Genomic DNA, 14,134 nt, shown 5'->3' on the forward strand with positions numbered 1-14,134 from the left:
AGGGGGAATCGAAATGAATATTTTTAAAGTATTATCTTCTAACGATGGGTCTATTAATGAACCAAATGTAACTTCATTCGTTTCGTATTTGTTAGATCCAAACGAAAATCACGGTTTAGGCTCGAGGTTTCTTGAAAGCTTTTTAACGCCCATCGTATTGGCGAATAAAGAGCAGTTTAAGGATCTTATCTATCTCGATAAAATTCGAGATCTATCACGAAATTCGAAATATGAAGTAAGAGTACAAGCGGAGGTAAAGGTCGTCAGCTTAAAAAGTGAATGGACCAAAAAGACAAGAGATATTGATATTGTTATTGAGCTATTTGACCAAACGTTTTCTGAAAGTCTGCCAAAGTATTCATTTTGTGTAGAAAATAAAATTAAGGATGGTGCCATACAAAAAGGGGATTCTCAGCTTTTTGAAGAAACTGTGGGACTAATTAATTCCTATAAAGATTCTTCATTAGAGCAAGAACAACCTTTCGTTTCGTTTATTTTTTTAACTCATAGCGGTAGTAAGAGGGCTGTGAATGAATTCCAGAATTTATTAGTAAACCTAGAATCTACAGGTATAAAAGTGCCCTGTTTTCATCAAGTTTGGGGTGCAGAAGAAGGAGATAGTATAGAAGTGACGGTTGTCGATATGCTTAGCAACCTACTAAAAGAAGAAACGGTTGGAAGGATTGAGCCGATTTATGAATATACAAAGCATACAATTAAATCGTTTATCTCCTTTATTTATTCAGGGTTCCAATCGTATAAAGAGGAAAAAAATCTGTTCCATGAGAAAACGGACTATGGAAAGCCGGTTATTCAATACATAAAAGACTACTACGATATTTCGCCCTTTGAACAAGACATAGCTTATGAGGATTTAAAAAAATGGGTAAGTAATAAGGTAAAAGAGGCATCGGGTAAAACGTTAAAAGGTGCAAACTTTGACCAGTCATATATTGTTAATGATCGAAATCGAAAGCACTACGGTGTAAATAGTCCATATAAAGTAGAGAAGAACTTATTTTATTATCCCGATGAAAACAACCGAAAAATAATTAGAAAGCTAGACCCGTCTAATCCGCCCGAAAACATTATGATCTATTGGAAGGATAGTAGTCTTCAGGATGGGGCAGGCTGTGCGTTGCTGGAAGAGTTAGTAAGAGAGGAAGCTAAATAATTTCCACTAGAAGGAGGCGACAAACTTGCAAATCCTAGTTGTTGATGATGATTCGCATATTTTAAAGCTCGTTGCCATTCAATTAACGAGAGAGGGCTATAAGGTGCACAAGGCCAATCATGCTCAGGAGGCGCTTGCCATACTTCGTGAGGAGCATGTAGATTTAGCGATTGTTGATGTGATGATGCCCGGAATGAATGGAATCCGACTAACTGAAATCTTAAGAGAAGAGTATGCTACGCCTGTTATTCTTTTGACAGCAAAGGGAGCGATTGATGATAAAGAGCAGGGTTATTTAGCAGGGGCGGAGGATTATGTAGTAAAGCCGTTTGAGCCACGTGAGCTATTGTTCCGAGTAGCGGTCATTTTACGTCGCTTTGATAAAGCCTCACATACGGTCATGAAGGTAGGGAATTTAACAATTAACCGCAAAAGCTTCGAGGTTATCGCAGGTACTGAAACACTGCTTATGCCGCTGAAGGAATTTGAACTGCTCAGTCTGCTCGCCTCACGTCCGGAGCAGGTGTTCACCCGAGATACTTTAATGGAAAAGATTTGGGGCTATGATTATGAAGGTAGTGAGCAAACATTAAATACGCATATTAAAAGAATTCGTGAGCGACTCAGCAGAATTGGGGCATCGGTTGAAATTCAAACAATGCGGGGCGTGGGCTATAAGCTAGAGGTACAGGCATGAAAACCTTATACAGACAATTTTTAATAGCGATGCTGTTTATATTATCATTTAGTCTTGTTGCTGGATTTGTTATTGCCAATTACTTTTATTTAACAAGCACAAAGGAGATCAATGATGAAAATAATGTGAAGGTCGCCCTTGAAATGAAATCGGCTCTCGAGCAAATGCACGGGGTTGGTCTGGAAAATTATTTAACGTCCATTGGTAATATTGGTTACCAGGCTTATGTTATCAATGAGGATGGCTACGAAAAGTATTTCGGTGGAGAATTTCGTGATACAGAGCTGCCTGAGGATGCTCGTGAGAAGGTGCTAGCTGGCGATACTTATCATGGCATGAAAGAGTATTCTGATAAAACATTTATGACGGGCTTTTTTGCAAATGAGTTAAACAATACGGTAGGAGTACCATTTACGTATAATGACGTGCAGTATGGATTATTCCTTCGACCGAACATTAAACTCATGTTTTCTGATGTGCATTCTATTTTGGCAAGTCTACTTCTTAGCACGATTATTATTAGTGTCATCGCCGTGCTTTGGATGGCGAAGCAGCTAATTCGACCAATAGCACAGCTAACGGAGGCCACTCAGCAAATTACGAACGATAATTATAATGTCTCCCTTGAAATTAATCGTCGGGACGAAATCGGTCAGCTGGCGGAGAGCTTTAATAGTATGGTCGTGCAATTGCAGGAAAATGATCGTGCGCGAAAGGAATTTATTAGCAATGTTTCGCATGATTTTCAGTCACCACTTCTTAATATTCAAGGCTATGCGGATCTTCTAAAGATGAAGGAGCTAACTGAGGAGGAACGCTTTGAATATTCGAGCATTATCGATAAAGAGGCAAAGCGCTTATCAACCTTAACAAAGCAGCTGCTCTTATTAACGTCACTTGATCAATCCACAAGAATGATACGTAAAGCCCCATTTGCACTCGATGTACAGCTCGTAACGATGATACAAAAATATCGTTGGCGGTTAGAGGAGCTACAGCTAGATATTTCTTACTCTATTCAGCCCGTCCTCTACAACGGAGATGAGAGCTTACTCGAAAACGTTTGGGAGAACCTATTAACGAACGCAATGAAATATAATCAGAAGAACGGGACGATTTTTGTAGAATTAGCTTCCTCTGAATCGACTGTTCTTGTAGTAGTGCGAGATTCAGGTATCGGAATGGAGCTGGCAGAGCTCGAGAGGATTTTTGATCGCTTTTACCGAGTAGACGAGTCTCGTACAAAGGATGGCACAGGACTTGGTCTCGCGATTGTAAAAGACATCCTAGCCCTACACGATGGGACCATTACTGCTTCGAGCGAGGTAGGCATCGGGACAGAGTTTATTATTACATTGCCTAAATAGAGAGTGGATTAAGCGAGCTACCTTTCGTAGGGGTAGCTCGTTTATTTTACTTCGGGTCATTATAATGAGTTGACTTGTGTTCCAAGTAAGTATGTAAGAGTGAATTATCCCGTTGGCGAGTAAATTTCAAAAAGTGGCTAGTATTTTCGGAAAAGTGGCTAGTATTTTCGAAATTCCGGCTAGTATTTCAAAAAAAAGTGGCTAGTAAAACCTATGGCAACAAAATTCAGCTATCTTTCCGAAAATGCAATGCTAACCCCGATCACGGTATAAAGTGAACCCTCTATTTTATTTAAATGCCTCGCTATAAAAGAGCTGCGAACTAATACTTGTCGGACCCGGCTAGCAAGTCCGCTAACTGTTGCGAAAATAACGAATGCCTGTATTAAAAATACAAGCCCTAGTAGGAGCATTTGCCAGGGTACGTTTTCGGTTCCATGCACAAATTGTGGCAAGAGGGCTAAAAAGAAAATTGATACTTTCGGATTTAGCACATTCATAATAATGCCCTTTTTATATAATTTGCTATAAGAAATAGCGGGCTTTTCATCAAGCCCAATCGCACTACTCCCTGCGCGAAAGGCACCCACTGCCAAATACAACAAATAAATCGCACCAGCCCATTTCACCATCGTAAAGATAGTGGCCGAGCTATAAATAATCGCAGAAATCCCGACGACAGCAGCTGAAATATGTACGAGTAAACCAGTGCAAAGCCCGAGTGCCGTTGAAATTCCTGCACGAGCATTCTGTGAAATACTTTGTGCAATGACAAATAAAATATCTGGTCCAGGCATGAGCGTTAACAAAACCGCTGCCACAAGAAATGATAAAATACTGAGATTATCCACAATGATCCCCCCTAAAGCAATCTTATCATAAAAAGCAGATAGAAATTTTATTCCATAAAAAGGTATTCCTTCCATCCGCATAGAATGATAGATATAAGCATTTGAAAAGGGGTGATTCCATGAGGCAAAAAATAGCGATATACATATTGATTATAACTATTGTAGCTACAGGAATTTATGCTTTAGAGTCATATTTTCAGCATTCCGTTAAAAATGATGAAACACTCAAAAATGAAATCCAACAATGGCTAGATGTAACACTCACAAACAAGCCCGAATTAATGCAAGTGCACGAATCTACTACGTATATCTCATGGATTGAACTTGATAATGGTGATAAAGGCATTGTTGAGCTGCAAAAAGGGTGGAATAATCGTTTTCGCATTCATTCAGCTAGCTATGGTAAAAATAAAATAAACTATACAGTAAAGACTACAAATAAAGGTCGCTACGCAATTGTTTATGGTGAGAACGAGGATGAAGCAATAACAACGGTAAAGGCTAATTTGATCAAAGAAAATTATTCTATACAATTCAATATTCCAAAGCAACAGCATTTTGTTGTGACAAGCAAGCTACCTAAATCATTAAAATTCTCTAAACTAGTGGAAGTGTTTGCCTTTGATGAGAGAAATAATGAAATTAGGTTTTGGAGATCGACGTATTAATTCATATTACTGAATAGATGCTGCCGATCTCCCTTTTTTTATTGTTTTATAAATTAGCCCCAGAGAGAGTACAAATCCAACTAGCAGTATTTGAAAGACGATGACCTCGTGTTGATAGTTGAAAAATGGCGCCACATACGTATCCTTTATAATCATTTTAGAGCCTGTCCAGACTAATACGCCTGCCCCGATAACGATAATAATCGGGAATCGTTCCATTAAATGAATAACAACTGTGCTTCCCCATACGACAATCGGAATGGAAATCAGTAGCCCGCACACAACGAGTACATAGTTGCCTTCTGCCGCACCTGCAACACCGAGGACATTATCTACACCCATTAAAATATCGGCAAGCAGAATAGTCCATAATGCACCCCAAAAAGTATTTTTTGATGGATTAATATCCGTTTCTACGGCACTAAGCAAAAGCTTGAACGAAATATAAATTAAAAGTACGCCACCAATTAGCATAAGCCCATCAATTTCGAGCAGCTTGACAGCGACTAAAGTTAAGAGTGTGCGAATAATAATGGCCCCAAAAGTACCTGCTAGAATGACCTTTTTTTGCAAACGCTTTGGTACATTTTTTGCAGCAAGTCCAATAAGTAGTGCATTATCACCCGCCAGCACTAAATCAATGAGCACGATCGACAGTATGGCTGTTAAAAAATCCATTGATAGAAATTCCACTATAGTGTCGCCCCTTTTCTTGTCATTTCCCTAAAGCCAAAAACGTAACAACCTAATATATGTGATAAGGCTGTTTTTCAGAAGAGAAACAAGGATTTCGTTTGGACGAGAAAAATTATTGATAGCTGCATGGATAATGCATGCTTTATACAATGAGGGGCGATAGCGATATGTCCAAAGGTATCTGAGGATACTTACCGAGAACTGGAGGAGATTGCGATGAAGGACGAAAGGTTAGTGGATGCATTTTCGCAGTGGCAGGAGTTAAGTATGTCCTTGCAAGAAAAGCTTACATACGAAGCTCGTTTAAAGCATATTTTGGATGAAAAATCTGCCGCAATCGAAGCGCACCTTCGCATAGTGGAAGCAGAAAAGTGAGCCTAAGAACGAGCACTACATGCAGAAAAAAACAATAGAAATCGAACACAATGCAATCAAAGCCCTTTTACAGTTACAGCAAGTGAAATCGCTGTAATGATGGATATGCCACCAGCAGGAGTAATTGAAATTGAACTATATCCGGAGTGAGTACCTATTATGTAAATTTTGTGAATCGTTAGAAATCTACTTGCATACAAATTCATTTGTAGTAGAATTCAAAAAAAGGGGGGCTTTAGGATGTTCAAAAAACTTGCTTCAGATGCACTTGGTCTATCTGATATTGGGGTAGTTGTGCCACGCTCTGACTTCGACAAAACGGATTCTGATGATTTTATTTTCAATGAAATCGATGAGCGGATTTTCTTCCTCATCAAAACAAAGGCGGATGAATATTGCTTTACGAATTACGGCTTGATTCATGTGGATGGTGCCAACGCACTCAGTAAAAAGCGTATGCTGCGTCGCTATGAATACGAGCATCACACGATTGACAATGTGCTTCTTGAAACGGCCGGTACAATCGATCTAGATGTAGAAATTAAATTCACGATTAGCAATGTACCTCTGTCAATTGATATCCACAAGAAATTCCTTTCAGAAATTAAAGATTTATATAAGGCACTACACGCAATTTCGCTTCAGCAAAAATCGAATGAATTTAAGCTAGACTCGGCTAAGCAAAGCCTAACGCTTGCGGCAAGTGCACTTGGTCGTGTTGGAAATGATGAGGTGCCTCCAGCAACGAGCTTCGAGAACATCACAAAATTCTCGCACAACTGGCTACTTGAGCAAAAAGATGCTCACGTCAAAAAGGATTTTGGCGATGTGTTTGAGAAATATATTAATAACTAATTTTAGTATCCCGGAGCAGGGTAAATTTGCTCCGGGTTTTATTATAGAAAAAATGTTGCAACGGTTTCCGACTTTTAACGTCTATAGCGTGAAAATGGGGTGATAGGATGCGAGATGAATTATTGAATGAAGCGATGGATCTGCATACCGAGCACCTTCTTCGGCTCTCATATTTTTATGTACAGAGCTGGGAGGTGGCGGAGGATATAGTGCAGGAAAGCTTCATGGCATTTTATGAAAAAGCCGCTCAATACAAAGGGGAGGCCTCTGTCAAAAACTATTTAAGGAAAATAGTTATTAATCGCTGTCACGACTATTTACGAAAGAAAAAACGATGGCAGCTATTTTTACCATTTAAAAATGCAAAAAGTGCCGAGCAGGAAGTCGTCCTTTCTAACGAGAAATCTGCCTTATTGCAGGCCGTCATGCGATTAAAAGAAAAATACCGAGAAACGATTATCCTGTATTATTTTGAGGAGCTTTCCACGGTACAAATTGCAGAATTACTCGGACTTAATGAGAGCACAGTCAGATCTCGCTTAAAACGAGCAAGAGATGAGCTGAAGAGGTATTTAAATGATCACTCGGAATGGGAGGTGCTTTTACATGAATCGGTTTAAGAAGCAATTAATAGAGGAAACACCCATCTCACCATCTCAAAAGCAGCGTATTAAAAATGCTGTATTAAGTCGAAAAGGTACTAAACGTAATGCTCGAATCATGCCACTGGTAGCTTCGGTTATGTTTGGGATCATCGTCATTGTTGGGAGCTTTATGCTATTAACAGGCGACCTTGCACCAACGAAAACGGGGACCTCCCCTCAAATTGAATTGACGTCTATTTATGGGGTTATGGTGGATGATACTAAGTCGGTTTCGCCTGAAAATAGGCAAGTTTCGAATCTCGACCTTTACTATTATGATGAATCTAATGGCTTATTTCAGAAGGGAAACTTTAACGTTTTTACATCCGTTCCTGAAGGCGATTTACACATTGGCGATTTAGTAAAGGTGCACCGGAGTGAGAATGAAGAACTTCTTATTGGCAATATTATCGCCACACCAAATGATCGCGTAGAAATCAAGAATGGCGAGCTATATATCAACGACAAACGGTTCAATCAGTACTTATTTGCCGGAATGGATGCGACAGCCTTCGAAGCGAACGATGGGAAAGTGCCCGTGATTAAGCTACCTGAAAAAGTGGACTCCGGATATATCATTTCGTCGTATGATTGGGTAACTACTCCGTTAGTGCTAGCCGAACAGGCATCAGCCCTTTTTAAAATTGAGCACATACAGCGCCCCTCAACAGATGAAAGAGAGCAAGTGGCGAACTATTTGGAATCTGGTGATGAGGGATATTTAGTCGGTGTGTCGCCAGAAATGATTTTAAAAACATATTTATTTACTTTAGGAGAGGATGGCAGTAGGGCCCCTGAAGTAGAGGTATTAGCCTTATCCCAATTTGAAATTGAATGGCCGAGTGATCTCGCTTATCATGAGGAGAAGTTTGATGAAATGCTCGAGGCTGTGCCTGCTAATGTCTATAAAGATACCGCTAGTATGCATATTAAAGGCTGGGACATTCCGTTTATTACTTTAGAATTTACTCGAGAAAATGATGTGTGGAAGATTTCTAAGCTTGAATAGCTGAGAAATCCAGAATATTCACGAACAACAAGATCCCGCCACACCAGCGCGGGATCTTCTCTCACAGAAGGGGATTATTTGTACTAGTAGAGCAGGGCTTATCTGAACAGAAGATGAGTGTATTCGCACAGAATGAGTGTCTATCCGTACAAGAGGTAGGCGTATGCACAAAAGAGGTGCCTATCCGAACAAAAGAGTTGTCTATCCGCACCAAAGGGATGTCTATCCGAACAAAAGGAGGCCAACCGCACAAAAGGTAGGCGTATCCGCACCAAAGGAATGTCCATCCGCACAAAAGCCGTGCCTATCCGCACAAAAGGAGGCCAACCGCACAAAAGGCAGGCGTATCCGCACCAAAGGGATGTCCATCCGCACAAAAGCCGTGTCTATCTGCACCAAAGAGAGCCAACCGAACAAAAGTCAGGCGTATCCGCACCAAACGAGAGTCTATCCGCACAAAAGAGGTGCCTATCCGAACAAAAGGAGACCAACCGCACAAAAGGTAGGCGTATCCGCACCAAACGAGTACCCAACCGCACAAAAGCCGTACCCATCCGCACAAAATCCAAATCCACAATTATTTATTCGATTTTTTAAAAAGCCCGATCAAGAATCCATCCAAACCGAAGCGGTCATCTGGTAAATTTTCAAATGCCATATTACGTATCTCAATGTCATCAAAGGATTGAAAAATTTCTCGTAACTTATGCGCTGTATAGCCAAGTCCTCCATCTAAGCTACGTTTAATATATACTTCCTCATCTGTAATAGACGAACCACCATAAGGACCGTTTTCTTCAAATGTACAGATTGCAAAATAGCCGTTCGGTTTTAATAATTTTTCGACTAACTGAAGATAAGAAATTCGCCTATGTGGTGCTAGATGATGAAAGCAGCCAGAATCATAAATAAGACCATAGCTATTTTCTTGCAGTGGTAAATCAAAAATATCCTGGCATATAAAATGAATGTTTACACTTTCTTTTTCTGCACGTTCTTTCGCCCACTGTAAAGCTTGCTCTGACAAATCAACCCCATCAACAGAGCATCCTTTTTTGGCGAGATAAATGGCATTTCTACCTGCTCCGCAGCCTAGCTCTAACACTTTAGTAGGACGAATCATTTCTCGTTCGAAATAGCTCACTAAATGCTCATCCGGAATATTCTTAAAAAAGGGGATTGGTTTTTTTTGATCCTGATAAAAGTCATCCCAAAACTGTGTTGGTTCACGCAGTAAATTATCTAGCAACTGTAATAAATCCTGATTAGTTTTTACTAACAATGTAGCTCATCTCCTTTGTTTAAAGTGTAATAAAAACCAATTCAGTCAGGGTTACAGTCTTTTAAAAATCGTGTTACATCTGTACATTTAGTGGTCCTTAAGCATCTATTTAAACAGCCTCATAACATGTTCTCTTCTATATCTATCTGTTTATAACAGCTTATTAATACCAAACTATCCAACCATTGAAAAAATGAATCACGCTTCGATAAGGGCGAAATAATAGTGTCTAAAATTTCTACACAGCCAATTTTATTTCAAATATTACAAATTCCTTTCACAAGGATGCAAACCCCATTGGCCAAAATTTCTTCTAACGATACGGCATGTTACAATAGAAAAGTAATTGCAAAAAGTGGAATATGTATAAAACATGCGGTTTTGCTCTTTTATTGGGCAATCTAAGCTTTTCCGAAATAATAAATATCCACAACAGAGAGGTGACATACGATGAATTTATTGATTGTTAGTGATATCCATGGCATGTACAAGCAGTTTGAAGAAATCTTAAGGCACTGGGATCAGGAAAGCATCCTCGTAATTTTAGGGGATATGATTGACCGTGGAGAATATTCCTACGAGGTCGTGCAGCGAATTATGAGTCTGCAGGCGGAGTTCCCGGATAAGGTGGTTGTTTTAAAAGGCAATCATGAGGATATGCTTATGTACTATATCGATGGCAAGATGGAGGATCCAACGCCGTTTCTTGTGAATGGTGGCATTGAGATGCTGCGATCGTTTATTAAGGATATCGACGAGGAGGCTGTCGAGCAAAATGCAGAAATTCTGAAAACACAATTCGCAGCCGAAATTGATTTTTTGCGTGGGGCTCGTCACTATTTTCAATATGGAAACCTGCTCATCACGCACGCCGGGTTTGATTCCGCACTCCATGATTGGCAACAAACTGCTAGCCATGATTTCCTGTGGATACGTGAGCACTACCGCAACGAAAACAAAACGGGACTGCTGAATATTTTTGGTCATACCCCAACACGTAATATGCACGAAACCGATGATATTTGGATTAGCCCATGCCAAACCTACATCGGCATTGACGGCGCCTGTGCTTATGGCGGCCAGCTTAACGCTCTGCTCATTAGTGAGGAAGGCGAAATTTTAAATACATACTTAGTACCCTCAGAAAAATAAATGTCGAAAAGCCAAAATCATCCTAAATAAAGGAGAGTTTTGGTTTTTCTTGTTTTTGATAGCCCTTATCAAAAAAATGCAAAGTTCATTTTTGAAATTTAAGGAAAAAGTGACGATGTGTAAAATTAGGAATATGATGTAAAATTTATAAATATAGTAAAAAGTGTGATTTGCTATAGAGAAGGAGATGAGGAGCATGAATAACAGCTATCAAGAAGTGCATCCAACTGTAGAAGTATCAACATTTGGTAATCCAAAATCAGTGAAACATTGGCTACTTAACTTACTGATATACATAACACCTATAGTAGGTTTCGTATTTCTAATAATTTGGGCGATAGGTACAATGGGGACTGGTGAGATAAAGAAAAATTTCGCTAGAGCACATCTAGTCGTATATGGAATTATTTTTGCCTTTTTATTAGTGGTTGTGATTAGTGGAGTTATATATATAGTGTTTACAGGGCAGGACCCTTTATAAAATGCTTGAGAAGTACCATAGAGGCTGAAATGGTAGCTCTCAAATAAAACATAGAGACGATGGGAGAATGATAAGATGAGTATGAATGATTCTAGTATTACCTATCCTGAAGGGCATCAAACCCCTGAAGTATCAACATTTGGAAATCCAAGATCGGTATGGCATTGGACACTTAACTTACTGATATTCACGATACCTATAGTGAATTTTGTAGTTCTAATAATATGGGCGACAGGTATAATGGGTACTGGTGAAATAAAGAAAAATTTTGCTAGAGCATACCTAATAATCTTTGGGATTATTTATCTAATCCTCATAGTAGTATTTATTATCGCGATTATAATTAGCTTTAGTACACAGCCAGATACTTATTAAAATAGTGCATAAATAGTATGCACATACATACAATTGAGGGATAGAAGAAGCTACGAAGTGTTCCTATCACATTAAACAAAAGTTCGAGGTAGTCGGGGCACCGGCTATCTTTTTTTATAGGATAATTTTGAAGTTGGAGCAGTGTCTAGGCATTCGCGCCGCACGCTGGGGGTCTCGGTCTGCTTTCATAGGCGAAAGTGGAGGAGCGTTTACTATCGTCACGTGCAAACGCGAGCTTGTGCTTTTCGTTAAGTATACGTATAAATTTTGTCTCAACCACAGTCCTCGGATTGTGGTATTTTCTATTGTTGGATCAAAAAAATCTCCACAGTGATAGAGAAGCCTACCGTTTAATGCAATTCACACTTTAGTAGTATATTACCTAAGTTTGTAGTGGGATTTTAGCATAATGTATCTCCCGAGAATTCAATTTACGCACCCTTTAAGTATTTTTAACAATCACTTCATATATATGTACTGACCCCTATGTACCAATGTTTTGGAGGCCTGTGTATTCTGTTCTAGGAAAAAATGAACTTGCATAATTTTTGAGAGAATTTTATGCTATGGCAACATAAAGGTTGTGGGGTGAAGAGGTTGGATGAGCAGGAGTTAGTAGTGAAGGATTATTTACTTCAAGGAATCGCTGCAGGAATTTTTTTGCATGATGGAAAAATGCCAAGTGAATATACATTAGTAGAGATGTTTGGGGTCCCACGTATTAAAGTACGAAATGTCTATACTCTGTTAGAAAAAATGGGTTTTATTTATTCGAAGAAAGGGATTGGCCGCTTTTTAAGGCATCAGCAAAAGCCGTTAGAGGTTGTGATGTCAGGGGATATCAGCTTTAGCGAAAAAATGCTCAACCATACGACGAACTATAAATCGATTGTGACAAAAATTGAGCAGGTATCAAAAGACCATGCTATCTTTAGTAAGCCGTATGTTACTGGTGGCACACTTTACTTAATTGAACGGTTACGCTTTATTGACGGGGAACAGGCTGCGATTCATCGCTCGTATGTTGTGGCTGAAAATATGCCTGAGGTGAAGCAAGTGAATAACCGTTTAACTTCTATGTATCAATTTTATAAGCAGCATGGTGTCAATCAATTCCGTAGTTCCTTCTCGCAATTATCTGTGACATTTCCAAATGAGCTGGACCGGACATTGCTTGACTGTGAAATATTAGTGCCCCTTGTGAAAGTAGAATCGGATAATTGGGATGAGGAGCGTAATGTGCTGCTTGAATACACAGAAATTTTATATCGAACAGATCGCTTTTACTTTCAAATATAGCGTGTTTTTTAGTGCTCGTAATGAGTGAAAAATGCATCCTAAAAATACCAGTTAAATAGTGGAAGGTATGTAACATAGCCTCCGCGCTTTGCCACAGCCTACACAGGAGCTAAAACAGGCGCGGCCTGTTTGGATCTCCTGTTCCTGCTCCTGACGCGCATGCTTAGTCGCAAAGAGAATCTTGGCTCCTGTGGCTATGGTGCGCTACGGCAAAAGTGAATACTTTTCGATATTTTAGAAAAACATTACTATTCTCTAAAAGAAATCAATTTCTTTCTATTTGCAAGTATAATTGCCTAGCCTCTACCGTAATGAGTGAGCATCGTTCTTTATTTTTAGCAACTGATTATTGTATTGAACAATAGTTGCTTGTAGCGCAGGCGCGAGAGTGTAGCTGACGGCATGCGCTTTTCGCTACAGAGCAAAGCTTCCTACGGGAAAAGCGAGACAATCAAGACCCCGCAGGAGTGAGGTACGAACGACGAGGAGGCTTGATCTCGCCCGTGGAAAGCGAGTGCCGGAGCGGAAAGCAACGGTTACTCAAATGGTAATATATGTTTTAAAATTTGCTCATTATGAGTTAGTAGATATTCATTAAGAAATGAAGGGCATATCCCGAAAGTTTTTGCTTTCAGGATATGCCTTTTTTTGATGGAGAAGAAATAAATCGTCTCATGGCGCCATTTTTGTAAAAGTACATTTACAGGAACTTCACGAAACCTTTTCACTACGCTACTTGGCGACAAGTTAAGGTAATGGTGAAAGGAGTTGGTCATGTGAAACGAGCTGAACGGACCAAATTACTAATTGAGGTTGGACGTGAAGAGGCATTAAAGATGGCAAAGGAAATTTGTACACAACACGAGGTGATTGAAATACAAGCGCCAAGAGAGGGGCTTGTCATGATTAAAATGCGGGAATCCGCACAGCAATCACTTTTTTATATAGGGGAAACGTTAGTCACAGAAACAAAGGTGAAAATTGGTGAGGCATTTGGGCTCGGACTCGTTCGAGAGTATGAGCCGGAGCTGTCAAAAGCACTGGCGATCATTGATGCGGCCTATAATGGGCAACTTCCTGAAGTGGCCTCATGGGAGGAAACTTTTACAAAACTTTCACAACGGCTTCAACAGGAACAGCACGAGGTGAAACGCTCCATCGAACGAACAAAGGTACAGTTCGATACGATGTCGATTTAAGGAGGAGAAA

The 14,134-nt window shown here is 39.7% G+C and carries 17 protein-coding genes; 14 read left to right on the forward strand and 3 right to left on the reverse strand.

The features are described from left to right. Nucleotides 1-13 precede the first annotated feature (13 nt). From V4T18_RS13110 to V4T18_RS13120, 3 genes are read left to right on the forward strand one after another with little or no spacing between them, the layout of a single operon-like run. Nucleotides 14-1,174 carry a PD-(D/E)XK nuclease family protein gene (locus tag V4T18_RS13110; RefSeq protein WP_332650012.1) on the forward strand — a complete coding sequence of 387 codons (1,161 nt, stop codon included), beginning with the start codon at nt 14-16 and terminating at the stop codon, nt 1,172-1,174. A 25-nt stretch (nt 1,175-1,199) separates the two neighbouring features. Continuing rightward, nucleotides 1,200-1,871 (forward strand): response regulator transcription factor, encoded by a 672-nt coding sequence (locus V4T18_RS13115; RefSeq protein WP_332650014.1) that lies wholly within the window; start codon nt 1,200-1,202, stop codon nt 1,869-1,871. Next, nucleotides 1,868-3,238 carry a sensor histidine kinase gene (locus V4T18_RS13120; protein WP_332650016.1) on the forward strand — a complete coding sequence of 457 codons (1,371 nt, stop codon included), beginning with the start codon at nt 1,868-1,870 and terminating at the stop codon, nt 3,236-3,238. The genes V4T18_RS13115 and V4T18_RS13120 overlap by 4 nt, the downstream gene beginning before the upstream one ends. 230 nt (nt 3,239-3,468) lie before the next feature. Here V4T18_RS13120 and V4T18_RS13125 read toward each other — a convergent pair whose 3' ends face one another. Further along, complete coding sequence (locus tag V4T18_RS13125) at nt 3,469-4,089, reverse strand: LysE family translocator (RefSeq protein WP_332650018.1); 621 nt, start codon at nt 4,087-4,089, stop codon at nt 3,469-3,471. A gap of 119 nt (nt 4,090-4,208) precedes the next feature. Here V4T18_RS13125 and V4T18_RS13130 point away from each other — a divergent pair, with 119 nt between their 5' ends. Next, the gene (locus tag V4T18_RS13130; protein ID WP_332650020.1) at nt 4,209-4,757 is read left to right on the forward strand and encodes a hypothetical protein; all 549 of its coding nucleotides are present in this window, start codon (nt 4,209-4,211) and stop codon (nt 4,755-4,757) included. Nucleotides 4,758-4,763: 6 nt separating this feature from the next. On the opposite strand, the gene V4T18_RS13135 is transcribed toward V4T18_RS13130, so the two are convergent. Then, nucleotides 4,764-5,450 carry a TerC family protein gene (locus tag V4T18_RS13135; RefSeq protein WP_332650022.1) on the reverse strand — a complete coding sequence of 229 codons (687 nt, stop codon included), beginning with the start codon at nt 5,448-5,450 and terminating at the stop codon, nt 4,764-4,766. Nucleotides 5,451-5,669: 219 nt separating this feature from the next. Between V4T18_RS13135 and V4T18_RS13140 the strand changes: the two genes are divergently transcribed. The 5 genes from V4T18_RS13140 to V4T18_RS13160 all read left to right on the forward strand — a co-directional run bounded on the left by V4T18_RS13140 (nt 5,670) and on the right by V4T18_RS13160 (nt 8,979). Beyond that, nucleotides 5,670-5,828 carry a hypothetical protein gene (locus V4T18_RS13140; protein ID WP_332650023.1) on the forward strand — a complete coding sequence of 53 codons (159 nt, stop codon included), beginning with the start codon at nt 5,670-5,672 and terminating at the stop codon, nt 5,826-5,828. A gap of 240 nt (nt 5,829-6,068) precedes the next feature. After that, the gene (locus V4T18_RS13145; protein ID WP_332650024.1) at nt 6,069-6,683 is read left to right on the forward strand and encodes a PH domain-containing protein; all 615 of its coding nucleotides are present in this window, start codon (nt 6,069-6,071) and stop codon (nt 6,681-6,683) included. 107 nt (nt 6,684-6,790) lie between these two features. Beyond that, nucleotides 6,791-7,303: an RNA polymerase sigma factor gene (locus V4T18_RS13150; protein WP_332650025.1), complete on the forward strand. Its 513-nt coding sequence runs from the start codon at nt 6,791-6,793 to the stop codon at nt 7,301-7,303. Next, the gene (locus V4T18_RS13155; RefSeq protein ID WP_332650027.1) at nt 7,290-8,336 is read left to right on the forward strand and encodes a S26 family signal peptidase; all 1,047 of its coding nucleotides are present in this window, start codon (nt 7,290-7,292) and stop codon (nt 8,334-8,336) included. The genes V4T18_RS13150 and V4T18_RS13155 overlap by 14 nt, the downstream gene beginning before the upstream one ends. A 163-nt stretch (nt 8,337-8,499) precedes the next feature. Then, a complete protein-coding gene (locus V4T18_RS13160) occupies nt 8,500-8,979 on the forward strand; it encodes a hypothetical protein (RefSeq protein ID WP_332650029.1) in 480 nt (159 codons plus the stop codon). Here V4T18_RS13160 and V4T18_RS13165 read toward each other — a convergent pair. Then, nucleotides 8,914-9,618 (reverse strand): class I SAM-dependent methyltransferase, encoded by a 705-nt coding sequence (locus V4T18_RS13165; protein ID WP_332650031.1) that lies wholly within the window; start codon nt 9,616-9,618, stop codon nt 8,914-8,916. The two genes, V4T18_RS13160 and V4T18_RS13165, sit on opposite strands and share 66 nt — an antisense overlap. A gap of 450 nt (nt 9,619-10,068) precedes the next feature. On the opposite strand from V4T18_RS13165, the gene V4T18_RS13170 reads away from it, so the two are divergent. The 5 genes from V4T18_RS13170 to phnG all read left to right on the forward strand — a co-directional run bounded on the left by V4T18_RS13170 (nt 10,069) and on the right by phnG (nt 14,124). Continuing rightward, on the forward strand, nt 10,069-10,770 hold the full coding sequence (locus V4T18_RS13170) for a metallophosphoesterase family protein (protein WP_332650033.1): 702 nt from the start codon (nt 10,069-10,071) through the stop codon (nt 10,768-10,770). Between the two features lie 196 nt (nt 10,771-10,966). Beyond that, nucleotides 10,967-11,251: a hypothetical protein gene (locus V4T18_RS13175; RefSeq protein ID WP_332650035.1), complete on the forward strand. Its 285-nt coding sequence runs from the start codon at nt 10,967-10,969 to the stop codon at nt 11,249-11,251. 75 nt (nt 11,252-11,326) lie between these two features. After that, nucleotides 11,327-11,626: a hypothetical protein gene (locus V4T18_RS13180; RefSeq protein WP_332650037.1), complete on the forward strand. Its 300-nt coding sequence runs from the start codon at nt 11,327-11,329 to the stop codon at nt 11,624-11,626. 561 nt (nt 11,627-12,187) lie between these two features. Further along, nucleotides 12,188-12,925: a GntR family transcriptional regulator gene (locus V4T18_RS13185; RefSeq protein WP_332650040.1), complete on the forward strand. Its 738-nt coding sequence runs from the start codon at nt 12,188-12,190 to the stop codon at nt 12,923-12,925. Between the two features lie 776 nt (nt 12,926-13,701). Beyond that, nucleotides 13,702-14,124 (forward strand): phosphonate C-P lyase system protein PhnG, encoded by a 423-nt coding sequence (gene phnG / locus V4T18_RS13190; protein ID WP_332650042.1) that lies wholly within the window; start codon nt 13,702-13,704, stop codon nt 14,122-14,124. Nucleotides 14,125-14,134 lie beyond the last annotated feature (10 nt).

The sequence above is a fragment of the Lysinibacillus sp. 54212 genome, assembly GCF_036662795.1.
GTDB lineage: Bacteria > Bacillota > Bacilli > Bacillales_A > Planococcaceae > Lysinibacillus_B.